Annotated in this window: 20 protein-coding genes; 11 read left to right on the forward strand and 9 right to left on the reverse strand. The window is 69.3% G+C overall.

Annotation, left to right across the window (positions count from 1 at the left end; all coding sequences use genetic code 11):
• The first annotated feature begins 178 nt into the window (after positions 1-178).
• Genes FB475_RS29445 through FB475_RS29455 form a run of 3 tightly spaced genes read left to right on the forward strand, consistent with a single transcriptional unit; the run spans position 179 to position 4,322 of the window.
• Positions 179-1,015 (forward strand): MIP/aquaporin family protein, encoded by an 837-nt coding sequence (locus FB475_RS29445; protein WP_141860449.1) that lies wholly within the window; start codon positions 179-181, stop codon positions 1,013-1,015.
• Positions 1,016-1,048: 33 nt separating this feature from the next.
• Positions 1,049-2,566, forward strand: coding sequence for a glycerol kinase GlpK (gene glpK, locus FB475_RS29450; protein ID WP_141860451.1), 1,518 nt, complete (start codon positions 1,049-1,051; stop codon positions 2,564-2,566).
• A 43-nt stretch (positions 2,567-2,609) separates the two neighbouring features.
• Positions 2,610-4,322 (forward strand): glycerol-3-phosphate dehydrogenase/oxidase, encoded by a 1,713-nt coding sequence (locus tag FB475_RS29455; protein ID WP_238332511.1) that lies wholly within the window; start codon positions 2,610-2,612, stop codon positions 4,320-4,322.
• 33 nt (positions 4,323-4,355) lie between these two features.
• On the opposite strand, the gene glpK (FB475_RS29460) is transcribed toward FB475_RS29455, so the two are convergent.
• From glpK (FB475_RS29460) to FB475_RS29480, 5 genes are all read right to left on the reverse strand, one after another.
• Positions 4,356-5,861 carry a glycerol kinase GlpK gene (gene glpK / locus FB475_RS29460; RefSeq protein WP_141860453.1) on the reverse strand — a complete coding sequence of 502 codons (1,506 nt, stop codon included), beginning with the start codon at positions 5,859-5,861 and terminating at the stop codon, positions 4,356-4,358.
• A 153-nt stretch (positions 5,862-6,014) separates the two neighbouring features.
• A complete protein-coding gene (locus tag FB475_RS29465) occupies positions 6,015-6,773 on the reverse strand; it encodes an IclR family transcriptional regulator (RefSeq protein ID WP_141860455.1) in 759 nt (252 codons plus the stop codon).
• A gap of 51 nt (positions 6,774-6,824) precedes the next feature.
• A complete protein-coding gene (locus FB475_RS29470; protein WP_141860457.1) occupies positions 6,825-9,344 on the reverse strand; it encodes an ABC transporter permease in 2,520 nt (839 codons plus the stop codon).
• Positions 9,344-10,105, reverse strand: a complete 762-nt coding sequence (locus FB475_RS29475) for an ABC transporter ATP-binding protein (protein WP_141860459.1) — start codon at positions 10,103-10,105, stop codon at positions 9,344-9,346. Before FB475_RS29475 ends, FB475_RS29470 begins: the two co-directional genes overlap by 1 nt.
• An 86-nt stretch (positions 10,106-10,191) precedes the next feature.
• A complete protein-coding gene (locus FB475_RS29480) occupies positions 10,192-11,076 on the reverse strand; it encodes a RecB family exonuclease (RefSeq protein WP_141860461.1) in 885 nt (294 codons plus the stop codon).
• A 191-nt stretch (positions 11,077-11,267) separates the two neighbouring features.
• On the opposite strand from FB475_RS29480, the gene FB475_RS29485 reads away from it, so the two are divergent.
• From FB475_RS29485 to arc, 3 genes are all read left to right on the forward strand, one after another.
• Positions 11,268-12,422, forward strand: coding sequence for a M50 family metallopeptidase (locus FB475_RS29485; RefSeq protein ID WP_238332512.1), 1,155 nt, complete (start codon positions 11,268-11,270; stop codon positions 12,420-12,422).
• A 40-nt stretch (positions 12,423-12,462) separates the two neighbouring features.
• Positions 12,463-13,419 carry a tRNA (adenine-N1)-methyltransferase gene (locus FB475_RS29490; protein ID WP_141860463.1) on the forward strand — a complete coding sequence of 319 codons (957 nt, stop codon included), beginning with the start codon at positions 12,463-12,465 and terminating at the stop codon, positions 13,417-13,419.
• A 69-nt stretch (positions 13,420-13,488) separates the two neighbouring features.
• Positions 13,489-15,234 carry a proteasome ATPase gene (gene arc, locus FB475_RS29495; protein ID WP_141860465.1) on the forward strand — a complete coding sequence of 582 codons (1,746 nt, stop codon included), beginning with the start codon at positions 13,489-13,491 and terminating at the stop codon, positions 15,232-15,234.
• Between the two features lie 61 nt (positions 15,235-15,295).
• Here arc and FB475_RS29500 read toward each other — a convergent pair whose 3' ends face one another.
• A complete protein-coding gene (locus FB475_RS29500; protein ID WP_185759497.1) occupies positions 15,296-16,177 on the reverse strand; it encodes a LysR family transcriptional regulator in 882 nt (293 codons plus the stop codon).
• Between the two features lie 110 nt (positions 16,178-16,287).
• On the opposite strand from FB475_RS29500, the gene FB475_RS29505 reads away from it, so the two are divergent.
• Both FB475_RS29505 and FB475_RS29510 read left to right on the forward strand, forming a co-directional pair.
• A complete protein-coding gene (locus tag FB475_RS29505; protein ID WP_202878600.1) occupies positions 16,288-17,037 on the forward strand; it encodes an SDR family oxidoreductase in 750 nt (249 codons plus the stop codon).
• An 81-nt stretch (positions 17,038-17,118) separates the two neighbouring features.
• Positions 17,119-17,469 (forward strand): hypothetical protein, encoded by a 351-nt coding sequence (locus FB475_RS29510; protein WP_141860471.1) that lies wholly within the window; start codon positions 17,119-17,121, stop codon positions 17,467-17,469.
• On the opposite strand, the gene FB475_RS29515 is transcribed toward FB475_RS29510, so the two are convergent.
• The 3 genes from FB475_RS29515 to FB475_RS29525 all read right to left on the reverse strand — a co-directional run bounded on the left by FB475_RS29515 (position 17,466) and on the right by FB475_RS29525 (position 20,314).
• Positions 17,466-18,362 carry a hypothetical protein gene (locus FB475_RS29515; RefSeq protein WP_141860473.1) on the reverse strand — a complete coding sequence of 299 codons (897 nt, stop codon included), beginning with the start codon at positions 18,360-18,362 and terminating at the stop codon, positions 17,466-17,468. The genes FB475_RS29510 and FB475_RS29515 overlap by 4 nt on opposite strands.
• Complete coding sequence (locus tag FB475_RS29520; protein ID WP_238332513.1) at positions 18,359-19,015, reverse strand: RNA polymerase sigma factor; 657 nt, start codon at positions 19,013-19,015, stop codon at positions 18,359-18,361. The genes FB475_RS29515 and FB475_RS29520 overlap by 4 nt, the downstream gene beginning before the upstream one ends.
• Positions 19,016-19,087: 72 nt before the next feature.
• A complete protein-coding gene (locus tag FB475_RS29525) occupies positions 19,088-20,314 on the reverse strand; it encodes a phosphotransferase (RefSeq protein WP_141860477.1) in 1,227 nt (408 codons plus the stop codon).
• A gap of 73 nt (positions 20,315-20,387) precedes the next feature.
• On the opposite strand from FB475_RS29525, the gene dop reads away from it, so the two are divergent.
• Genes dop through prcB form a run of 3 tightly spaced genes read left to right on the forward strand, consistent with a single transcriptional unit; the run spans position 20,388 to position 23,026 of the window.
• Positions 20,388-21,908 (forward strand): depupylase/deamidase Dop, encoded by a 1,521-nt coding sequence (gene dop / locus FB475_RS29530; protein ID WP_141860479.1) that lies wholly within the window; start codon positions 20,388-20,390, stop codon positions 21,906-21,908.
• Between the two features lie 57 nt (positions 21,909-21,965).
• Positions 21,966-22,175: a ubiquitin-like protein Pup gene (locus FB475_RS29535; protein ID WP_130448384.1), complete on the forward strand. Its 210-nt coding sequence runs from the start codon at positions 21,966-21,968 to the stop codon at positions 22,173-22,175.
• A gap of 8 nt (positions 22,176-22,183) precedes the next feature.
• Positions 22,184-23,026, forward strand: coding sequence for a proteasome subunit beta (gene prcB, locus FB475_RS29540; protein WP_141860481.1), 843 nt, complete (start codon positions 22,184-22,186; stop codon positions 23,024-23,026).
• The last annotated feature ends 18 nt before the right edge of the window (positions 23,027-23,044 follow it).

Genomic DNA, 23,044 nt, shown 5'->3' on the forward strand with positions numbered 1-23,044 from the left:
CCGACCCACTCAGCGTTTACACAGGTGCGATCGCGTGACCGATCGATCACCGAGTGTCGCAGGCGCGGACAAAGGGGTTCGCGTTCGACAATGTCGAACGGCTGCCGTTGTACCGCGGGGTATTGGCTCTTACATTCCAGCCAGCCGTGGTCGTCACGGCGAGGAAGGGAGGACCGGTATGGCTACGACCGAAGCGGTCAAGGCGAAGACCCTTCTGGGGGAGATGGCGGCTGAGTTCGCCGGCACGTTCATCCTGATCCTGTTCGGTGTCGGTGTTGTGGCCCAGGTGGTCGCTGGCGGCATCGGGAACCACGACTCGATCGCTTGGGCCTGGGGCCTGGGTGTGGTGCTCGGCGTCTACACCGCCGGCCGGATGACGGGTGCGCACCTGAATCCGGCGGTCACGATCGCTCTGGCGGCGTTCCGGGGGTTCAGCTGGCGGAAGGTGCTGCCGTACTCGGTGGCGCAGTTCCTCGGGGCGTTCATGGCGGCACTGGTGGTCCGCTGGAACTACACCGAGGCGCTGCACAAGGTGGACCCGGGCCTGACGATCAAGACGCAGGGCGTGTTCTCCACGCTTCCGGGCAACGGCAGCATGGATCTGGGCGTCCACATGTGGGGCGGGTTCCGCGACCAGATCATCGGTACCGCGATCCTGATGTTCCTGATTCTGGCGATCACCGACCTGCGGAACACGTCGCCGGCGGCGAACCTGGCGCCGTTCATCGTCGGTCTGGTCGTGGTCGGCATCGGCATGGCATGGGGTACGAACGCGGGGTACGCGATCAACCCGGCCCGTGACTTCGGACCCCGGGTGGCATCGTTGATCACAGGCTACGGCGGGGCCCTCAAGGACCAGTTCGGGGATCTCTATTTCTGGGTGCCGATCGTGGCACCGATCCTGGGCGCCCTGCTCGGTGGGCTGCTGTACGACCAGTTGGTCGGGCGGTTCCTGCCGATCGCCGACGAGGACGAGGAACCCGGCCGGATCCCCGAGGAGAACACGACCGCATGACAACTGACGTGCTGTGTGAGGAGAGGACTTTCCATGGCTGACTTCGTCGGTGCCGTCGACCAGGGCACCACGAGCACCCGTTTCATGATCTTCGACCACTCGGGCAACGAGGTGGGCATCCACCAGTTGGAGCACGAGCAGATCCTGCCGCAGGCCGGCTGGGTCGAGCACAACCCGCTGGAGATCTGGGAACGCACCAGCTCGGTGATCCGGACCGCGATGAACGCGCAGGGTCTGCAGTCGAGCGACCTGGCCGCACTCGGCATCACCAACCAGCGCGAGACCGCGGTGGTCTGGAACCGCAAGACCGGCCGGCCGTACTACAACGCGATCGTCTGGCAGGACACCCGGACCGACCGGATCGCCTCCGCGCTGGAGCGCGAGGGCAAGGGCGACGTGATCCGGCAGAAGGCCGGTCTGCCGCCGGCGACGTACTTCTCGGCCGGCAAGGTGCAGTGGATCCTGGAGAACGTGGACGGGGTTCGCGAAGCCGCCGAGGCCGGGGATGCGGTCTTCGGCAACACCGACACCTGGCTGCTGTGGAACCTGACCGGCGGTACGGAGGGCGGCGTGCACGTCACGGACGTCACCAACGCCAGCCGGACCATGCTGATGAACCTCGAGACCCTGGACTGGGACGACGAGCTGATCAGCTTCTTCAACATCCCACGGTCGATGCTGCCGGAGATCCGGCCGTCGTCGGACCCGAACAAGTACGGCGAGACGCTGGCCAACGGCCCGCTCGGCGGCGTCGTGCCGCTGACCGGCGACCTCGGCGACCAGCAGGCGGCCACCGTCGGGCAGGTGTGCTTCAACCCTGGTGAAGCGAAGAACACCTACGGCACCGGCAACTTCATGCTGCTGAACACCGGTACCGAACTGGTCCGCTCCAAGGCGGGTCTGCTGAGCACGATGTGCTACAAGTTCGGCGACGAGGCGCCGGTGTACGCGCTGGAGGGTTCGATCGCGGTCACCGGTTCCGCGGTGCAGTGGCTGCGCGACCAGCTCGGCATCATCTCCGGCGCGGCCGAGATCGAGACGTTGGCCAAGCAGGTGCAGGACAACGGCGGGGTGTACTTCGTACCGGCGTTCTCCGGCCTGTTCGCGCCGTACTGGCGCTCCGACGCCCGCGGCGCGATCGTCGGTCTGTCCCGGTTCAACACCAACGCACACCTGGCCCGCGCGACACTGGAAGCGATCTGCTACCAGAGCAAGGACGTCGCCGACGCGATGGAGAAGGACTCCGGCGTGCACCTCGAGGTGCTGAAGGTTGACGGCGGCGTCACGGCGAACGAGCTGGCCATGCAGATGCAGGCCGACATCCTCGGCGTACCGGTGAGCAAGCCGGTCGTCGCGGAGACCACCGCTCTCGGAGCGGCGTACGCGGCCGGGCTCGCCGTGGGCTTCTGGAAGAACAAGGAAGAGCTCGTGCAGAACTGGAACGAGGACAAGCGGTGGGAGCCGCAGTGGGACGACGAGCAGCGCACCCAGGGGTACGCCGGATGGCAGAAGGCCGTCCAGCGCACGCTTGACTGGGTCGACGTCGACTGAACCGGACAGCGGTAGGAACCACGGATCGGAAGGACGGCACAAAGTGGCTGTAGTAGCTCTGTCACCGCAAGCAAGGGCCGACGCGATCGACGCGATGGCCGACGGACGCGAACTGGACGTCCTGGTGATCGGTGGCGGGGTGGTCGGCACCGGGTCGGCGCTCGACGCCGCCACCCGCGGCCTGACCACCGGACTGCTGGAGGCGCGTGACTTCGCGAGCGGCACCTCCAGCAGGTCCAGCAAGCTGATCCACGGTGGCCTGCGCTACCTGGAGATGCTCGACTTCCGGCTCGTGCACGAGGCGTTGCAGGAGCGCGGTCTGCTCCTGCAACGCCTGGCACCGCACCTGGTCAAGCCGGTCCCGTTCCTGTACCCGCTCCAGCACCGCTGGTGGGAGCGGTTCTACGCCGGTGCCGGCGTAGCCTTGTACGACGCGATGGCGGTCAGCTCGGGTCTCGGTGCCGGGCTGCCGATCCACCGGCACCTGACCCGGCGCGGCGCGATGCGGCTGGTTCCGTCGCTGAAGAAGTCCGCCCTGGTCGGCGCCTTGCAGTACTACGACGCCCAGGTCGACGACGCCCGGCACACGATGGAGCTCGCGCGGACGGCAGCGTCGTACGGCGCTTTCGTCGCGAACCGGGTGAAGGTGACCGGGTTCCTCCGCCAGGGTGAGCGGGTCACCGGCGTCCAGGCGAAGGACCTGGAGAGCGGTCGCGAGTTCGAGGTTCGGGCGAAGCAGGTCGTGAACGCGACCGGCGTGTGGACCGACGACACCCAGGCGATGGTGGGGGAGCGCGGCCAGTACCACGTCCGCGCGTCGAAGGGCATCCATTTGGTCGTACCCAAGGACCGGATCCAGTCCAGCACCGGGATGATCCTGCGGACCGAGAAGTCGGTGCTGTTCATCATCCCGTGGGGCCGGCACTGGCTGATCGGCACGACCGACACCGACTGGCACCTGGACAAGGCGCACCCGGCCGCGACCAGCAAGGACATCGAGTACCTGCTCGACCACGTCAACGCCGTGCTGACCACACCGTTGACCCGCGAGGACGTCGAGGGCGTGTACGCCGGTCTGCGGCCGCTGCTCGCCGGTGAGTCGGAGAGTACGTCGAAGCTGTCCCGCGAGCACGTCGTCGCGCACGCGGCCCCCGGCCTGGTAGTGGTTGCCGGTGGCAAGTACACGACGTACCGGGTGATGGCCAAGGACGCGATCGACGCGGCCGCGGACGCACTCGACGGGCGCGTCCCGCGCAGCGTCACGAAGAACATCCCGCTGGTCGGCGCGGACGGCTACCAGGCGCTCTGGAACCAGCGGCACCTGATCGCCCAGCGGTCCGGGCTGCACGTCGCGCGGATCGAGCACCTGCTCAACCGCTACGGCGCGCTGATCAGCGAAGTACTCGAGCTGGTCGCCGAGGATCCGTCGCTGGGCGAGCAGCTGCCCGGCACCCAGGACTACCTCAAGGCCGAGATCGTGTACGGCGCCAAGGCCGAGGGCGCCCGGCATCTCGACGACATCCTGGCCCGCCGGACCCGGATCTCGATCGAGGCCTGGGACCGTGGCGTCGGTGCCGCCGAGGCGGCCGCCCGGCTGATCGCGCCGGTCCTCGGTTGGGACGAGCAGGCGATCGAGCGCGAGGTGTCGTTCTACCTCCAGCGGGTGCAGTCCGAACGCGACTCGCAGGACCAGCCCGACGACGAGTCGGCCGACAAGGTCCGCCTCGAGGCACCCGACATCGTTTCTCCGGCCTAGCTCCGACGGGGAGGGTCGCACGGCCCTCCCCGGTCACGCCTCGTGGTCCTCCGGGCGGATCCAGTTGAAGGTCCGCTGCACAGCGGCCTGCCAGTTCGCGTACTCCGCGGCGCGGCGGGCCGGATCCATGTGTGGCATCCACTGCCCGGCGCGGTGCCAGTTGCTGCGCAGGCCCTCCAGGTCGGGCCAGTACCCGACCGCGAGACCGGCGGCGTACGCGGCGCCCAGCGACACCGTCTCGGTCACCATCGGCCGGACCACGCGCACGTCGAGCAGGTCCGCGATGAACTGCATCAGCAAGTTGTTCGCGGTCATCCCGCCGTCGACCTTCAGCGCCGTCAACGCGATCCCGGAGTCGGCGTTCATCGCGTCGACGACCTCGAGCGTCTGGAACCCGGTCGCCTCGAGCACCGCGCGGGCCAGGTGTCCCTTGGTGATGTACCCCGTCAGCCCGGCGATCACCCCGCGCGCCTCGCTCCGCCAGTGCGGCGCGAAGAGCCCGGAGAAGGCCGGCACGATGTACGCGCCGCCGTTGTCCTCGACGGTCCGCGCCAGCGTCTCGATCTCGGCCGCGGTGTGGATCATCCCGAGCCCGTCGCGGAACCATTGCACCAGCGATCCGGTGACCGCCATCGAGCCTTCGAGCGCGTACGACGCCGGGTGGTCGCCGATCCGGTACGCGACCGTGGTCAGCATCCCGTGCTTGGACCGGACGATCTCGTGGCCGGTGTTCATCAGCAGGAACGACCCGGTGCCGTACGTGCACTTCGCCTCGCCCGGGCTGAAGCACGTCTGCCCGAACAGCGCGGCCTGCTGATCGCCGAGCGCGGCGCCGATCCGGACCCCGGGCAGTACTTCGGTGGCGGTCGCGAAGACGCCCGACGACGGGCGGATCTCGGGCAGGATCGACCGCGGCACGTCGAAGGCCGCGAGCAGCTCGTCGTCCCAGTCGAGGGTCTCGATGTTCATCAGCATGGTCCGGCTGGCGTTCGTCACGTCGGTGGCATGCAGCCCGCGGGTGAAGTTCCAGATGAGCCAGGTCTCCATCGTGCCGAACAGGATCTCGCCGCGCTCGGCCCGGGCCCGCAATCCAGGCGTGTGGTCGAGCATCCAGCGGATCCGCGGCGCCGAAAAGTACGTCGTCAGCGGCAGCCCGCAGCGGTCCGCGAACCGGTCCGGGCCGTCCTCGCCCGCGAGGTCGGTGACGAGGCGGTCGGTACGGGTGTCCTGCCAGACCACCGCATGCCCGATCGGCCGGCCGGTCCGGCGGTCCCAGAGCAGGCTGGTCTCCCGCTGGTTGGTGATGCCGATGGCAACGACCTGGGACGGCTCGGCCCCGATCTGCTTGATCGCCAGCGGTACCACCCGGGTGACGTTCCGCCAGATCTCCTCGGCGTCGTGCTCCACCCACCCCGGCCGCGGGAACAGCTGGCGGTGCTCCCGCTGCGCGACCGACACCAACCGCCCCCGCCGGTCGAACAGGATGCACCGGGTCGAGTTCGTCCCCTGATCCACCGCAGCCACATACTGCTCAGCCATTCCCGATCCCCCCACTCGCCCCACGGCCCCGGCCAACCGCCCTCGACCCAGCCCGCCACCCGCGGAGATGTCCGCTCGAGGTAGTGGTTGTCTGCCCTGGTGCCGGCAGGAAACCTCCAACCGTCCGCTCGCCATGGCGGGCGGTGGGGCGGGTCATGCGTCGTCCCGCAGGTCTCGGGCGATGGCGTCGGCGGTGGCACGGACCATCGTGACCAGGTCGTCGCGGTGCCGGAGCCGGCTGTCGCAGATCCGCTCGATCCGGCCGGCCAGGCCGACGGCGCCGACGACCAGGCCGCCGAGGCCCCGGATCGGCGCCGCGATACCGGCGAGCTCGACCGTGTGCTCCTCGAACTCGGTGGCCCAGCCCCGCGCCCGTACCGTGGCCAGCTCCTCGCTCAACCTGACCGGATCGGTGATCGTCCGCGTCGTGAACGCCTCCAGCCGCCGCGGCCGGGACGCGGCACTCGTGTCGTACGCGAGCACCGCCTTCCCCAGCGCGGTCGCGTGCGGCGGGAGCGTCGTACCGACGTCGAGGTCCTGGTCGCTGTCGTCCGGCCGGAAGACGTGGTGCACGACCTCGACCTTGCCCTCGACCAGCCGCCCGACCCGCACGACCTCACCGCTGCGGGACGCGAGCGAATCGGCCCAGTTGATCGCCTGGCTGCGCAGTTCGTTCGGATCGAGGTAGCTCTCGCCGAGCCGGCCGAACGCGTCGCTCAGGTGGTAGTGCGCGCCGCTGTGGTCCTGCTCGACGAACCCGACCTGGTGCAGCGTCCGGAGGATCCCGTGCACGGTCGGTTTCGCCAGGCCGAGGGCGTTCGCGAGGTCGGCGACCCCCAGCCCGTCAGGCGCGGCGGCGAGCAGTCGCAGCACCGCCGCGGCCCGCTCGATCGACTGCACGGTCCCCGGCACACCGGCAGGCTACCTGTGAATCACTGGTCTGGCTCCACCTCACGGGTCACGTCACTCAGCTGCAATCGCACGCAACACGTCGAGCCGTGCGGCCCGCCGTGACGGCCAGACCGCAGCGAGTACGGCGAACAGGACCGCGACCCCGACCGCCAGCGCGAGCTGCCCGACCGGAACCACCCGGACGCCGAGCCCACTGCCGGCCATCGCCGCCTGGATCGCGACCCCGAACACGACTCCGATCAGCAGCCCCAGCAACGCCCCGAGCAACGTGATCGCGACCGACTCGATCCGCAGCATCCGCCGCAACTGGACCCGGTCCATCCCGATCGCCCGCAGCAGCCCGATCTCCCGGGTCCGCTCGATCACGCCGAGCGCCAGAGTGTTCACGATCCCGAGCAGCGCGATCAGGATCGCCATCGTGAGCAGGAACCCGACTGCGGCCAGGACCGCGTCCACCGGTTGCATCGCGCCGGCGGCGTACGCCTTCTGGTCGCGGACCTGCAACGACGGGTAGTCCTTCAGCCTGTCCAGGACCGCGGCCCGGACCGTCGCGATCTCCTTGCCGTCAGCAACATCGACGTACAGCAGGCTGTCGGCCGGCGGGCCGCCGAGCTGTTCGTACGTCGCGAGCGAAAGGACGACGGCGTTGAGCTGGCGGTTCGGCGAAAGGATGCCGCCGACGGTCAGTCGGCGAACACCGCCCGTGGTCTTCAGGTCGAAGCTCGTGCCGACGGTCAGGCTGAGTGTCTTGGCGAGGTTGCGGGGGAGGACCGCCTGCCCGGCGGCCAGCGCCGCGGCCGACCCGCTGTCGAACTTGGTGACGATCGGGCCGTCCAGGGTGCCGTCACTGACTCCGGTGACCTTGACGTCGGTGTCGCCGACTTGGCCGGTCTCCTGCCGGACCCGGTGTACGGACTGCACCCCCGGCACCTCGGCGGTCCGGTCGCCGACCTGGGCGCTGAAGTTCGGCGTGCCGTTGTTCGTGACGACGAGGTCCGACGTACCGAGCGCCTCGAGCACGGACTGGTTGATCGACGCCTTCGCGGACGCGCTGATCACCATCAGGCCGCAGATCAGCGAGACCGAGATCATCAGCGCGGACGCGGTCGCCGCCGTACGCCGCGGGTTCCGCTCAGCGTTGCGGCGCCCGAGGGTGACCGGGGCGCGGCGTCCGAACGGGAACATCAGCACCCTGACGACGTACCGGCTGATCAGCGGGCTGAGCATCACCACGGCGAGGACCGCGAGGCCGGCGCCCATCCCGATCAGGACGGCTCCGGGCAGGTCGCCCGCGGCCACGCCGATCGCGACGAACAGCACGGTCATCAGCAGCATGAAGCCGCCGATCGACCCGCGGACGAGCAGCGAGCGTTCCGGGACCTGGACGTCGTCGCGCATCGCGGCGATCGGCGGGAGCTTCCCGGCCCGGCGGGCTGCCGGCGCGGCCGCCGCGACCGTGACCCCGATGCCGATCACGTAGCAGGCGATGATCGTGCCCGCGCTGACCTCCAGGCCGGCGCTCGGGATCCGCAGGTTGAACCTCTGGTACATCAGCCGGACTCCGGCCGCGACCCCGATCCCGATCAGCAGCCCGAGGGTCGAGCCGAGGAAGCCGATGATGACGCTCTCGGTGAGGATCGTCCTGGTGACCTGACTCCGGGACGCGCCGATCGCCCGCAGCATCGCGAGTTCCTTGCCGCGTTGCGCGACCACCATCGCGAACGTGTTGACGATCAGGAACGTACCGACGAACAGCGCGAGCCCGGCGAACAGCGCCAGCACCAGGCTGAAGCTTCCGAAGGTGGTGTCGAGGTCGCGCTTGCCGTCCGCCGCCACCTGCTGCGCGGTCCGGACCTTGACCTGGTCCCCGAGCGCCTTGCTGATCGCCTGACCGACGGTGTTCGGATCGGAGCCGGGCTTCAGGGCGACCGTGATCGAGGTCCAGCCCGCCTTGCCGAGCAGCAGGCGTTGTGCGGTCGCGCCGTCGAAGCTGACCAGCGGGGCACCCGCGGCGGGGCCGGCCGCCGCTGAGGTCGTGATCGCGGTGAGGGTGGCGGTGACGGCCTTGGCCGGGGTGACGATCCGGACCGCGTCACCGACGCTGTACCCGGCCCGCGACGCGGTGGACTGGTCGAGCGCGAGCTGCTGCTCGCCCCACGGCGCGGTGCCGGTGATCACCCGGAACGGCGCGGCCCCGATGACGCGCGGCCAGGAGGCGCCGAACGTGGTCAGCCCGTAGTTCTCGACCTCCTTGCCGGCCGGGTCGAGGACCTGTACGTCGCCGACGAGCAGCTGCGGTATGGCGTCGGCGACGCCCGGTACGGCGAGGATCTGGTCGGCGAGGCTGTTCTGGAAGGTCGCGGGCGTGTCGTCGGCGGCCTTGATCGGGGACGTCGGCGTGACCGTGATGTCCGCCGTACTGACCTCGAAGTTCTTCTTCAGGGCTGTGGACAACGAGTCCGTGAACACCATCGCGCCGCTCGCGAACGAAATGCCGAGCGTGACGGCGACCGTGCACAGGACGAAACGCAGCCGGTGCGCGAGCACCGAGCGGAGGCCGAGCTTGAACATCAGCGAACCGGCTCGCCGACGTTCGGCCCCGGGTCCAGCTGCTTCATCCGATCGAGCACGGACTCCGCGGTCGGATCGGTCAGCTCGGACTGCAGCTCGCCGTCGGCCAGGAACAGGACGCGGTCCGCATATGACGCGGCGGTCGGGTCGTGGGTGACCATCACGACGGTCTGGTCGAACTCGCGGACCGAGCGATGCAGGAAGTCGAGGACATCGGCGGAGGAGCGGGAGTCCAGGTTGCCGGTCGGCTCGTCCGCGAACACCACCTCCGGGCGGGACGTCAACGCGCGGGCGCAGGCGACGCGCTGCTGCTGACCGCCGGACAGCTGCGACGGCCGGTGACCGAGGCGGTCTGACAGGCCGATCGCGTCGATGACCGTGGCCAGCCAGTCCTGGTCGGGTTTGCGGCCGGCGAGATCGAGGGGGAGCGTGATGTTCTCCAGCGCGGACAGCGTCGGGACCAGGTTGAACGCCTGGAACACGAACCCGATCCGGTCCCGGCGCAGCTGCGTGAGCTGCTTGTCGGGCAGCCTGGCCAGGTCGACGTCGCCGAGCAGCACCGTGCCGTCGGACGGCCGGTCCAGACCGGCGAGGCAGTGCAGCAGCGTGGATTTGCCGGAGCCGGACGGGCCCATGATCGCGGTGAAACGTCCCTTGCCGAAGTCCGCGCTGACGCCGGCCAGCGCGTCGACCTGCGTCGAGCCCTTGCCGTACCGCTTCCAGACCTCGACCGCCCGAACCGCAACGTCACCCGAACTCATGCGACGAACCGTATCCACCCAAGCGGTCCAAGAGGGTGTCTGAGAACCCTGCGCATACTGCGCGGCGCTGGGTTCTCAGACACCCTCTAGCCGTCGACGGAGACCAGGTCGATGCCGGCGGACTCGGCGACGACCTCCTCGACCGAGCGGGTCGGCAGCGGCGGCGGGGTGCCGCCCCAGGCCGGGCAGAGCGCCTTGTGGTCGCACCAGTCGCAGAGCGGCCCGGGGCTCGGGCGCCAGTCGCCGGAGTCGAGCGCCCGGGTGATCGCGACCCAGAGCGCGGACACCTTCCGCTCGCAGGCACGCAGATCGGCCTCGTCGGGGATGTACCGCACGATCTCGCCGTTGCCCAGGTAGACCAGCTGGAGCATGGCGGGGACCACGCCGCGCAGCTTCCACAGCACGAGCGCGTAGAACTTCATCTGGAACAGCGCCTTCGCCTCGAAGAACTCCGACGGCGAACGGCCGGTCTTGTAGTCGACCACCCGGATCTCGCCCGTCGGCGCGACGTCGAGGCGGTCGACGTACCCCCGCAGCACCAGGCCGGAGTCGAGCGCGGTCTCGACGTACAGCTCGCGCTCGGCGGGCTCGAGGGCGTTGGGATCTTCGAGGGTGAAGTACTTGCCGAGCAGTTGGTGGGCCTCGGCGAGCCACTTGGCCAGCTCCTCGCCGTCCGCGTCCTCCGCGAACAGCTCGCCGATCTCGGGCTCCTCCGCGAGCAGCCGCTGCCATTGCGGCTCGAGCATCCCGGCCGCCTGCTCCAGCGTCCGCTGACCACGCGGAAGGTCGAACAAGCGCTCCAGCACGGCATGCACGACCGTCCCGCGGACGGCCGCCGGTGAGGGCTTCTCCGGCAACCGGTCGACCACCCGGAACCGGTACTTCAGCGGGCAGCTCATGAAGTCCGCGGCCCGGGACGGCGACAAGGCACCCCGCGGATGTGGATCCACCTCGACAACTGCGATGCTCATCCGCGTCCGCGCTTCGCTCCGGGCGCGGACGAGGCACGAAGCGCTCTGTGTTGAATGATGACCTCGCTCCGCTCGCTCATGGGTGAAACCCTAGGCACAACCACCGACAGTTCGCGCGCACCCCACCCCGGCCTGTGGAAAACCGAGGGTGTGTAGCAGCCGGTTACCGTCGGCCCAGTAGCGTTGGTCCGATGGCTGACTCGCGCGACCCCGAGACTCCCGCCCCGCCGGCCGGTCCACCCCCGCCCGGCACGTGGGTGCTCGGGCGTGTCCGCGGGATCCGGCTGACCATGCGGTTCACCTGGCTGCCGGTGGCGATGCTGCTGGCGCTCGGGTTCGCGACGATCATCGGGCAGCAGTTCCCCGAGCTCGGCGGCTGGCGGTACGCGGCCGCCTTCGCGTTCGTGGTCGCGTTCACGGTCTCGATCCTGATCCACGAGCTGGCGCACGCGCTGATGGCCCTGCGGTTCGGCATCGGCGTCTCGGAGATCAACCTCGGCTTCTTCGCCGCCGGTACGCACATCGAGGGCGAGCGGAAGTCACCGCTGGAGGAGTTCGCGGTCTCGGTGGTCGGCCCGATCGCCTCGCTCGTCGTCGGCGGGCTGGCCTACCTCGCCTCCCGTCCGATCGGCGAGGGCGTCGGGTACGTCGCGCTGCTCGAGCTCGGCGTCGCGAACCTGATCGTCGGTGTCACGAACCTGCTGCCCGGCCTGCCGCTGGACGGCGGCTGGGTGCTGCGGGCGATCGTCTGGAAGCTCACCGGCAACATGCACACCGGCACCGTGGTGGCCGCCTGGGCCGGTCGGCTGCTGGCGATCCTGGTGCTGGCACTGCCGGTGCTGGCCGAGCAGCTCTGGAACTGGCAGGCCTCGATCATCGACTTCGTCATCGCGCTGCTCGTCGGGTTCTTCCTCTGGTCGGGCTCGACCGCGTCGCTGATGCAGGCCCAGCTGCGGCGCAAGCTGCCCGCCCTGCAGGTGCGGACGCTGGCCCGCCGCGCCATCGCCGTACATTCCGGTACGCCGATCTCCGAGGCCGTCCGGATGGCGGGTTCGGCGCAGGCCGGAGCGGTCGTGGTGATCGACGGCGACGGTAAGCCGCACGCGCTGGTGTCGGAGTCCGCGGTCGCCGCCGTCGCCCCGAACCAGCGGCCGTGGACCACCGTCAGCGAGGTTTCCACCCGGATCGGCGCGGGCCACATCATCGGCGTCAACGACACCGGCGAGGAGATCCTGTCCACCCTGCGCGAACACCCCGCGTCGGAGTACCTGGTCCTCGACCCGGCCGGCGGCGTGTACGGCGTACTCGCCACCGCGGACGTGGAACGCGCGTTCCGGGGCCGCTGATTACTCGCTTCCGGTGACCGAAAGTTAGGGTGAGCGCCTTATGGCTGACTTGCGCGACTTCCCCGACCAGGCGTTCTCCGGCGTCCATCACGGACCGCTGCAGGAGGGCGAGTGGATCACCCTGCAGGACTCCAAGGGCCGCCGGCACTCGGTGAAGCTGGAGCGCGGGAAGATCTTCCACACCACCAAGGGCGGGATCGCGCACGACGACCTGATCGACGGCCCGGACGCGGTCACGATCCGTTCCAAGGGCAACGTCGAGTACCTCGCGCTGCGCCCGCTGATGGCCGACTACTCGGTGTCGATGCCGCGCGGCGCGGCGGTGATCTACCCGAAGGACACCGCCCAGATCGTCACCATGGCCGACATCTTCCCGGGCGCGAAGGTGGTCGAGGCCGGGGCCGGCTCGGGTGCGCTGACGACCGCGCTGCTGCGCGCGGTCGGTATCCACGGTCAGGTCATCTCGTTCGAGCGCCGCGAAGATTTCGCCGAAGTTGCGCGCAAGAACGTCACCGGTTTCTTCGGCGGTGAGCACCCGGCGTGGCGGCTGGAGGTCGGCGACCTGGTCGAGAAGTTGAACGAGCAGGACGTCGACCGCGTCGTACTCGACATGCTCGCGCCCTGGGAGTGCGTCGACGTGGTCGCGGAGGCACTGTCGCCCGGCGGCGTGTTCTGTGCCTACGTGGCCACCACGACGCAGCTGAGCCGGGTTGTGGAGACGCTGAGGGCACACGGCGAGTTCACTGAGCCGCGCGCGTGGGAGTCCCTCGTGCGAGACTGGCACGTAGAGGGTCTGGCCGTTCGTCCGGGGCACCGGATGCAGGGGCACACGGCCTTCCTGGTCACTGCCCGACGAATGGCGCACGGGGTCCAGGCGCCCCGGAAGAAGCGCCGTCCCGCGCCTGGTGCGTACGGCGACGACTACTCAGGTCCGCGCCGTGCCGAAACTTCTGACGACATGCCGAAGGCAACTGGTTCATCCGCAACCGACACGTGATGGGATTCAGCTTGCCCGGCGAGGTTTTCTGGGTAAGGTCCATAGGGTCGAGCCCCACATGGTGAGGTGATGATCGTGGCTGGAGACGAGAGTCCTACCGCGGCAGAACTGCGTAACCAGGTCCGGTACCTGGAGGCCGAGGTCGCGGCGTTGCGACGTCGGCTGCTCGAGCACCCGGCAGACAGCCGGTCGCTCGAGAGCAGGCTGTCCGAAACACAGGCTTCCCTGGCGAGTGTCACCGCTCAGAACGAGCGGCTGGCCGACACGCTGCGGGAGGCACGAGAGAAGATCATCGCCCTGAAGGAGGAGGTCGACCGGCTGGCGCAACCGCCGTCCGGATTCGGCACCTTCCTCGGACGGAACGAAGACGACACGCTCGACGTGTTCACCGGCGGCCGGAAACTCCGGGTCGCGGCGAGCCCGTCGGTGGACCTGGACGAGCTCAAGCTCGGCCAGGAACTGATGCTGAACGAAGCACTCAACGTGGTCGAGGCCTGCGCGTACGAGGTCGTCGGCGACGTGGTGATGCTCAAGGAGCTGCTCGCCGACGGCGAGCGGGCGCTGGTGATCGCGCAGGCGGACGAGGAACGGGTGGTGCGGCTCGCGTCGCCACTGCTCGACACACCGCTGCGAGCCGGTGACTCGCTGCTGCTGGAGCCCCGCTCCGGATACGTGTACGAGAAGATCCCGAAGTCCGAGGTCGAGGAGCTGATCCTCGAAGAGGTCCCGGACATCGACTACACCCACATCGGTGGCCTGAGCGGCCAGATCGACCAGATCCGCGACGCGGTCGAGCTGCCGTACCTGCACAAGGACCTGTTCCTCGAGCACGAGCTCAAGCCGCCGAAGGGCGTCCTGCTCTACGGCCCGCCGGGCTGCGGCAAGACGCTGATCGCGAAGGCAGTGGCGAACTCGCTGGCCAAGAAGGTCGCCGAGAAGACCGGTGCCGCCGGGCAGAAGTCGTTCTTCCTGAACATCAAGGGCCCGGAGCTGCTGAACAAGTACGTCGGCGAGACCGAGCGGCACATCCGCCTGGTCTTCCAGCGCGCTCGGGAGAAGGCCTCCGAGGGCATGCCGGTGATCGTGTTCTTCGACGAGATGGACTCGCTGTTCCGGACCCGTGGCTCCGGTGTCTCCTCCGACGTCGAGAACACCATCGTTCCGCAGTTGCTGAGCGAGATCGACGGTGTCGAGGGCCTGGAGAACGTCATCGTCATCGGTGCCTCGAACCGTGAGGACATGATCGACCCGGCGATCCTGCGACCCGGCCGGCTGGACGTGAAGATCAAGATCGAGCGCCCGGACGCGGAGGCGGCCCGGGACATCTTCTCGAAGTACCTGACCGCCGGACTGCCGCTGCACACCGACGACGTGAACGAGTTCGGTGGCGACAAGCAGGCCTGCGTGGACGGGATGATCCAGCGCACCGTCGAGCGGATGTACACCGAGGCCGACGAGAACCGGTTCCTCGAGGTCACCTACGCGAACGGTGACAAGGAGGTCCTGTACTTCAAGGACTTCAACTCCGGCGCGATGATCCAGAACATCGTCGACCGGGCGAAGAAGATGGCGATCAAGGCGTTCCTGGACGAGAACCAGAAGGGTCTGCGGGTGCAGCACCTGCTGCAGGCCTGTGTGGACGAGTTCAAGGAGAACGAGGACCTGCCGAACACCACCAACCCGGACGACTGGGCCCGGATCTCCGGCAAGAAGGGCGAGCGGATCGTCTACATCCGGACGCTCATCTCCGGCAAGCAAGGCACCGAGCCTGGCCGGTCGATCGACACCGCGACCAACACGGGCCAGTACCTGTAAGGCACTCGGCGCAGCTCCCCGAACCGTCCGGTTCCGGGGAGCTGCGGCGTTATCCGGCCAGTTACGCGGCCAGTGCCTCGCGGACGGTGCTGATCAGGACCTGGGCCGCCGGGCCGGCATCCGGCGGGGACCAGACCGCCTGCAGCTCGCAGGGCGGCAGTGCCTCGGTGAGTGAGAGTTGCCGTACGTCGGCGAGCCGGTCGGCGACCGGCTTGGGCAGCAGGGTGAAGCCGCCGTCGGGCTCCCGGAGCCGCAGGCTGCGCAGCCCGGGCGTCGGACTCTCCCAGATCGCGAAGGTCTCGCCGGTGCTGTGCAGGGCGGCCAGGACGGCGTCGTAGTACGTCGGGGCGAGCGCGCGCGGCATGAAGCGGAAGGTCTCGCCGCGGAGGTCGGCCAGCGACGTACGCCGGTGGCGCGCGAGCGGGTGATCCGTCGCGAGCACCACGACGTACGGCTCGTACCGCAGGACCTCGCGCTGGAATCCGTCGGGACAGGGCAGGAACCGGCCGAGGCCGACGTCGAGATCGCCTGCTCGGAGAGCTGCCTCGAGGTCACGCCCCCACAGCTCGGTGCCGACGACCTCGACTCCGGGATGGTGCTCGCGCATGGCGCTGAGGGCGGCAGGCATGTCGTCGTACGCCGCCGAGACCGTGTAGCCGACGCGGACCGTACCGAGCTCGCCTGCTGCGGCCTGGCGGGTCCGGTCGAGGAGTTGCTCGGCGTCGGAGAGCAACCGGCGGGCGAGGTCGACGAAGGTCCGGCCGGGTTCGGTCAGCCGGGTCGGGCGGCGGTGGAACAGGGCGACGCCGAGCTCGCGTTCGAGGTCGCGGATCTGCCGCGACAGCGGCGGCTGCGCGATGTGCAGCCGGAGGGCCGCGGCCTGGAAGCTGCCCTCGTCGGCGATGGCGACGACGTACCGCAGGAGGCGAAGGTCAACCGGCATACCTGCAGGGTAATTCGCCGGACCGAACAGGTCTTTGCCGCCATCGGACCGCGCTGGTGAGGATGGGACGACCATCTCCCGTATCCCCCTGGACGTCCATGGAGGACCCTGTGACGGCTCCGCTCGACGGCAAGGTTGCCGTGCTCACCGGCTCGACGCGCAACCTCGGCCTGGCCACCGCTCATCGACTGGCCGAGCTCGGTGCGGACGTGGTGATCAACTACCACTCGGCGGACCGTGCGGCCGAGGCAGCCGAGGCGGAGAAGGCGATCGCGACGCACGGCCGGCGGGTGCTGGCGGTCCAGGCCGACGTGACACAGGCGGAGGGCGCGGCGGCGCTCTTCGATCGGGCTGTGGAGGCGTTCGGCCGGGTCGACATCCTCGTCAACAACGCCGGCCTGGTGGTGAAGAAGCCGATCGCGGAGACCACCGAGGAGGACTTCGACCGCGCGTTCGCGGTGAATGCGAAGGCGCCGTTCCTGACCGTGCGCGAGGCCGCGCGGCGGATCGAGGACGGCGGCCGGATCGTCAACGTGATCACCTCGATCGTCGCGTTCACGATCCCGTACTACGGCGTGTACGCCGGCAGCAAGGGTGCTGTCGAGCATCTGACCAAGGCGGTGGCCAAGGAGCTGGGCGCCCGCGGGATCACCGCGAACTGTGTCGCGCCGGGGCCGCTGAACACCTCCTTCTACTACCCGGTGGAGACCGACGAGTCGATCGCCGGCGCCAAGTCCCGCTCGGTCGGCAACCGCCTCGGCGAGATCCACGACGTGGTCCCGCTGATCGCGTTCCTCTGCCTGCCGGAGCAGGAGTGGATCACCGCGCAGACCATCCGGGTGAACGGCGGGATGGCGTAGCCGCCGGGGTAGGGCTAAGCCCCGGTCGGATCGGGGGTTACCCCGATTGGCGGAGCCGATCCGCGGCCGTACCTTCCTGGTGTGGCGACGGACGATCTGCGCAAGGACCTGCGGGCCGCGGTGGCGGCGCGGCAGGAGCTCGGCCCGGAGTACGAGGCCGAGCTCATCGACAGCTTCCTCGACAAGCTCGACCAGCGCGACGCCCAACGCCGTGCCGGCCTGCTCCCCGAACCGGTCCCCAGTCGGCCGGTGCGTCGCCATCCGGGTCGGGAGACCGACCCGGGCGGACTCGCACTGGCGATCATCTCGATCATCGCGGCGATCCCGATCACCGCGATCGCCGGCGACATGATGGGCAAGACCGGCGTCCTGATCTGCTGGCTCGGCCTGGTCGGCATCAACTACGCCCGCGCCATGACCCACCGCCGCTAGCCGACCGGGATCTGCCGGCCCTGGGCATCGAAGGCTCGGACCTCGGTCTTCAGACGCTGGCCGACCTTGAACTTCCCGTGCGCCTGGACCTCGACGTAGGCGAAGCCGCCGTCCACGACGCCGCCCGTCCACGGTCCAGATTTGCCGTCCAGCAGGTACCGCGCCTCGACCTTGGCAACGTCCGGACGGGCCCGGTAGAGCCGCCACGCCTGCAGGGTGGTGAGGTCGTCGGTGAAGTCGCCGTCCGCGCTGCCGAGCGCCACCAAACCGCGCTGCGCCGTGGGCTGGGCCCGCCAGGCCTTGTCCTCGATCCGTCCGACCGTGCCGATCGCGCCGAGCTTGCCACTCGGTGGCGTCCGCGTGAGGCAGTAGCGGTAACCGAGCTTGGCAGTGGAGGGCGCCCCACCCTGCCCTGGCATGCGGCGGCCACGGGTCGCGGTGGGCGGCGGAGCGGAGGGCGGCGGAGCGGTCGACGTCTTCGTGTCGAGCGCCAGTCCCACCAGCGCGCTGCTGTCCTTGGTGATTCCCCGGACGTGACGGCTCCAGACGAGCTCGGCGGGACCCGCCTCGCCGGGAAACTGGCATTCCGCGATGACCTTGGTCAGGTCGCCCTTCGCCACTGCGCCGAGATCGACGCCGACCTTGGCTTCCGGCGACGCGAGCGACGTACCGGCCACGCCGGGCGCGCCGGTGCCGTCGGGTGACTTCTGGGTGACGACCAGCGTGCCGGCGACCACGGCTCCGACGGTGGCGACACCGACCATCGGGGCGAGCCAGTGCCGGGCCGGGTGGTGGGTGACCGACCGGGTCCGCTCCATCAGCCGGCTGCGCATCCGGGAGCGCTCGGCGGCGCTCAGTGGTGGGACACGCGGTGGTTCGAGATCGGTGGTCATGAGAGCTCCTCGGTGAGGGCGACCCGGGTGAGCAGGTCGGGGAAACGCTGACGGGTGCGGTGCAGCCGGGCCTTGACCGTCCCGATCGGTACGCCGAGGGCTTCCGCCGCCTCGGCTGTGGTCAGCCCGGACCAGACGACGAGCTCGAGCGTCTCGCGTTCGTGCCGGGGAAGTTTCCCGACGGCGCGACGGATCGCCGACATCCGCAACTCGTCGTCGACGCGGCGGGCGACGTCCGACGCGTGGTCGGGCGCATGGCCGGATGCATGGTCGGGTGCATGGCCGGGCGAATGCACGTCTGCGGGCGGCGGGCCGGGCAGCCGGGCGAGCGCGTTCCGCAGCCGGCCCGCCGCCCGGGCCAGGGTCCGGCACTCGTTGCCGGCCACCACGAGCAGCCAGCCGCGGGCGCTCGGTGCGGTCAGTGGACCCGGAGGGTTGCGCTCGAACCGCCGCCAGGTGCTCAGGAACGTCGCCTGGACCACGTCGTCGGCGGTGCTCCAGGAGGCGGTCCGGCGGAACGCGAACGCCCGGACGTCGTCGGCGTACCGGTCGAACAGCTCGCCGAGGGCGAATTGGTCACCTGTGCGCAATCGCTCCCACAGCTCCTGGTCCGAGCCGTCGATCGGATCCGAACCACGCCCCGCGGATCCCATCGACGGCTCCGTATCGTCAGTCAGGGTGATCTTCACATCAGCTAGTGACCGCTCGCAGGCCCGATGGTTGCATCACAGGGCGGTGATGATCTGCGCGAGTCCGGATTCCACGTCGCCTGGCAGGTCGAGGAGCAGGCCGCGGTGGACGCCGTACCAGGGGGAGAGGCGCGCCCAGTCCTTCGAGCGCTTGATCAGGTCCGGGCTCGGGCGGTAGACCTCGCGCACGCCGGCGGCGACGGGTTCCGGTGCGCCGTTGAGCGGCCAGCAGAGGTCGAGGGCCGGATCGCCGATGACCGCGTCGGTCCAGTCGATGATGCCGGTGATCCGGCCGTCCTGCATCAGGATGTGGTCCGGGCCGAAGTCGCAATGGATCAGGGAGGTCCGGACCAGCGCCACCCGATCGAGGAGGTCCAGGGCCTTGCCGTGTAGCTCGGCCGGCAGCAGCGGCACGATCTGGGTGCGGAACTCGGCGAGAGTGGCCGTCTTCTCGGCCGTAGCGGTCGCTGCGTCGAGTGCGCCGTACCTGACGGCCTCCGCAGAGTCGACGGCGTGCAAGGCCTTCAGAAAGCCGCCCAGCGCTCGTCCGGTTTCCTCGTCGCCGTCGGTGAACGGTTGTCCGGGAAGCCTCAGGTGACGTACGCCGTCCGCTGTCCGCTCGGGCACCGGGATCGGCAGGGGTAGCTGCGGAGCGAGCCAGGGGAGGAGGGTGGCCTCGGCGAGCAACCGCGGACGGACCTCTGGCCGACGCGGTGCGCGATGGATCCACGGGCCTTCGATCCACGCGCGGCTGTCCCATCCCTCGTCGATCGCCAGGCTCCGGACCCAGTCGCCGAGCAGCCCCACGCTGTCCGGCATGAACGACCACTCGTCGAACTTCGCCACCAGGTCCGCGGGCGACATCCACGCGCCCCACTCGACCTCCTCGGGCTGGTGCCGGACCGGGCCGTCCCAGACGCAGGTGTAGAGATACGCGTGGTACTGCGTGTTCTCGTCCGCGTAGTCGCCCTCCGGCAACCGGGTCAGCTCCACACCGGCGATCCCGAGTTCCTCCTCGAGCTCCCGTACGACGGCGTGGAACGGGTCCTCACCCGCCGCCACCACACCGCCCGCGGCGAAGTCGTACCGGCCCGGATAGACGTCCTTGGTCGACGTACGACGATGCACGTAGATGTCACCGGCCGGATTCCGGACGACCACGCCGGTCGCCGAGTGCCGCAGGTTGTCGCGCCGCATGACAGATCGCGGTACCGACCCGGTGACCTGGTTGTGCTCGTCCAGAATCGCCACCAGCTCGTCCATCCGGGCAGTCTCACATGTAACCCTGTGGACACAGCAACCACTTTCGTCGGCGGTACCGCGTAGGCTCGGACGCATGAGTGTTCGGCGGATCATGGGTACCGAGACCGAGTTCGGCATCTCGGTACCGGGCCAGCCCGGGGCCAACCCGATGCTGACCTCGAGCCAGGTGGTGAACGGCTACGCGCAGACGCAGCCACTCGCGCGCAAGACCCGGTGGGACTTCGACGAGGAGCATCCACTGCGGGACGCCCGCGGGTTCGACCTGAGCCGGGAGGTGGCGGACTCCAGCCAGCTCACCGACGAGGAGACCGGCCTGGCGAACGTGATCCTCACCAACGGCGCCCGGTTGTACGTCGACCACGCCCACCCGGAGTACTCGGCACCCGAGACCACCAACCCGCGGGACGCGGTGGTCTGGGACAAGGCCGGCGAGCTGGTGATCATGGAAGGCGCGCGGCAGGCGCGGGTGATCCCGGGTGCGCCGCAGCTGAACCTCTACAAGAACAACGTCGACAACAAAGGCGCGTCGTACGGCGCCCACGAGAACTACCTGATGCGCCGGTCCACGCCGTTCGCGTCGATCGTGCGGCACCTGACGCCGTTCTTCGTCAGCCGCCAGGTGGTGACCGGGGCCGGCCGGGTCGGGATCGGCCAGGACGGCGCCACCCACGGGTTCCAGATCAGCCAGCGCGCGGACTACTTCGAGGTCGAGGTCGGCCTGGAGACGACGCTGAAGCGGCCGATCATCAACACCCGCGACGAGCCGCACGCGAACCCGGACCGGTACCGGCGGCTGCACGTGATCATCGGCGACGCGAACCTGTCCGAGATCTCGACGTACCTCAAGGTCGGGACGACCTCGCTGGTGCTGGCGATGATCGAGGACGGCTGGCTGACCGACGACCTGGGCGTCGACCGTCCGGTGACCGCGCTGCACGAGGTCAGCCACGACCCGTCCTGCACGCATCTGCTGACGCTCAAGGACGGGCGCAAGATCACCGCCGTCCAGCTCCAGACGGAGTACCTCGAGCAGGCCCGGAAGTACGTCGAGGACAAGTACGGCGACGATGCGGACCGGCAGACGAAGGACGTGCTGCACCGCTGGGAGCAGATCCTCGACCAGCTCGCGCTGGACCCGATGAAGCTGTCGGACCAGCTGGACTGGGTGGCGAAGTACAAACTGCTCCAGTCCTACCGCGACCGCGACGGCCTGGACTGGGACGACCCCAAGCTGCACCTGGTCGACCTGCAGTACGCCGATCTCCGTCCGGACAAGGGCCTGTATTACAAGTTGGTGAAGTCGGGCCGGATGCAGCGGGTCGTCACCGACGAGGAGATCCGGATGGCGGTCGCGCACCCGCCGACCGACACCCGGGCGTACTTCCGCGGCCGCTGCATGCAGCAGTACGCGCCGCAGGTCGCGGCCGCCTCCTGGGACTCGGTGATCTTCGATCTGCCGGGCAAGGAGTCGCTGCAGCGGATCCCGACGCTCGATCCGTTGCGGGGCACGAAAGCGCACGTCGGCGCACTTCTTGACCAATGCGACACCGCCAGTGACCTGGTTCGCACCATTACTGGGGGTGCGGCCGGGTAGGGTCGCTACTGAAGGCCGATTTGGGCGGTCTTCCCAGCGGTTCTAGGAGGTGGCCACATGGCGAAGGACGGCGGTCAGCAGCACAAGCAGCCGAAGCGTTCGTCGACCGAGGAAGAGGTCGAGCAGGTCGAGGCGTCCGAGGACGTCCAGGAACGCAAAGAACGGCTCGACGAGGACGTCGACTCGATCCTGGACGAGATCGACGAGGTGCTCGAGGAGAACGCCGAGGAGTTCGTCCGCGGATTCGTGCAAAAGGGTGGGGAGTGAACCGCTCGATGACATCTGATGCCTCCGGCCGGCTGCCGGAAGCCTTCCTGACCCCGGGCGGCTCGTCGTTCATGGACTTCCTGGCCGGGCACGCGCCCGACCTGCTGCCCGGACGACGGTCGCTCGGTCAGGGTGACCTGTCCAGTGAAGTCCCGCACGGCACGACGATCGTGGCCGCCACCTTCCCCGGTGGCGTGATCATGGCCGGCGACCGGCGGGCCACGATGGGCAACATCATCGCCCAGCGTGACATCGAGAAGGTGTTCCCGGCCGACGAGTACTCGGCGGTCGCCTTCGCCGGCTCGGCCGGTTTCGGGATCGAGATGGTCCGGCTGTTCCAGGTCGAACTGGAGCACTACGAGAAGCTCGAGGGCGCGACGCTGAGCCTGGACGGCAAGGCGAACCGGCTCAGCGCGCTGATCCGGGGCAACCTGCCGATGGCGATGCAGGGCCTCACCGTGGTGCCGCTGTTCGCGGGGTACGACGAGGACATCAAGGGCGGCCGGATCTTCTCCTACGACCCGACCGGCGGGCGGTACGAGGAGACCCACTTCTACAGTGTCGGTTCGGGCTCGCTGTTCGCCCGCGGCGCGCTGAAGAAGCTCTACCGCGAGGACCTGTCCGAGACCGACTGCGTGACGGTGGCGATCCAGTCCCTGATCGACGCCGCCGACGACGACTCGGCGACCGGTGGCCCGGACATGCTGCGGCGGATCTTCCCGGTGGTCGGCGTGGTCACCGCGGACGGTTACCGGCGGCTGCCCGAGGACGAGGTCGCGGCGCTCGTCGACGCGGCCTGGGAGCAGCGGCACCGGCGTCCCGACGGTCCGGCCGCCCCCTCGCTGACCTGATCACCCCGAACTGACAGA

The sequence above is a fragment of the Kribbella jejuensis genome (assembly GCF_006715085.1).
Taxonomy (GTDB): Bacteria; Actinomycetota; Actinomycetes; order Propionibacteriales; family Kribbellaceae; genus Kribbella; species Kribbella jejuensis.

What these genes read in the sequence shown, in the direction of transcription:
- FB475_RS29445 (WP_141860449.1), top strand. Translation starts at nt 179, where the DNA reads ATGGCTACGACCGAAGCGGTCAAGGCGAAGACCCTTCTGGGGGAGATG.
- glpK (WP_141860451.1), top strand. Translation starts at nt 1,049, where the DNA reads ATGGCTGACTTCGTCGGTGCCGTCGACCAGGGCACCACGAGCACCCGT.
- glpK (WP_141860453.1), bottom strand. Translation starts at nt 5,861, where the DNA reads ATGGCTGAGCAGTATGTGGCTGCGGTGGATCAGGGGACGAACTCGACC.
- FB475_RS29470 (WP_141860457.1), bottom strand. Translation starts at nt 9,344, where the DNA reads ATGTTCAAGCTCGGCCTCCGCTCGGTGCTCGCGCACCGGCTGCGTTTC.
- FB475_RS29475 (WP_141860459.1), bottom strand. Translation starts at nt 10,105, where the DNA reads ATGAGTTCGGGTGACGTTGCGGTTCGGGCGGTCGAGGTCTGGAAGCGG.
- FB475_RS29480 (WP_141860461.1), bottom strand. Translation starts at nt 11,076, where the DNA reads ATGAGCATCGCAGTTGTCGAGGTGGATCCACATCCGCGGGGTGCCTTG.
- FB475_RS29485 (WP_238332512.1), top strand. Translation starts at nt 11,268, where the DNA reads ATGGCTGACTCGCGCGACCCCGAGACTCCCGCCCCGCCGGCCGGTCCA.
- FB475_RS29490 (WP_141860463.1), top strand. Translation starts at nt 12,463, where the DNA reads ATGGCTGACTTGCGCGACTTCCCCGACCAGGCGTTCTCCGGCGTCCAT.
- arc (WP_141860465.1), top strand. Translation starts at nt 13,489, where the DNA reads ATGATCGTGGCTGGAGACGAGAGTCCTACCGCGGCAGAACTGCGTAAC.
- FB475_RS29500 (WP_185759497.1), bottom strand. Translation starts at nt 16,177, where the DNA reads ATGCCGGTTGACCTTCGCCTCCTGCGGTACGTCGTCGCCATCGCCGAC.
- FB475_RS29515 (WP_141860473.1), bottom strand. Translation starts at nt 18,362, where the DNA reads ATGACCACCGATCTCGAACCACCGCGTGTCCCACCACTGAGCGCCGCC.
- FB475_RS29520 (WP_238332513.1), bottom strand. Translation starts at nt 19,015, where the DNA reads ATGGGATCCGCGGGGCGTGGTTCGGATCCGATCGACGGCTCGGACCAG.
- FB475_RS29525 (WP_141860477.1), bottom strand. Translation starts at nt 20,314, where the DNA reads ATGGACGAGCTGGTGGCGATTCTGGACGAGCACAACCAGGTCACCGGG.
- dop (WP_141860479.1), top strand. Translation starts at nt 20,388, where the DNA reads ATGAGTGTTCGGCGGATCATGGGTACCGAGACCGAGTTCGGCATCTCG.
- FB475_RS29535 (WP_130448384.1), top strand. Translation starts at nt 21,966, where the DNA reads ATGGCGAAGGACGGCGGTCAGCAGCACAAGCAGCCGAAGCGTTCGTCG.
- prcB (WP_141860481.1), top strand. Translation starts at nt 22,184, where the DNA reads ATGACATCTGATGCCTCCGGCCGGCTGCCGGAAGCCTTCCTGACCCCG.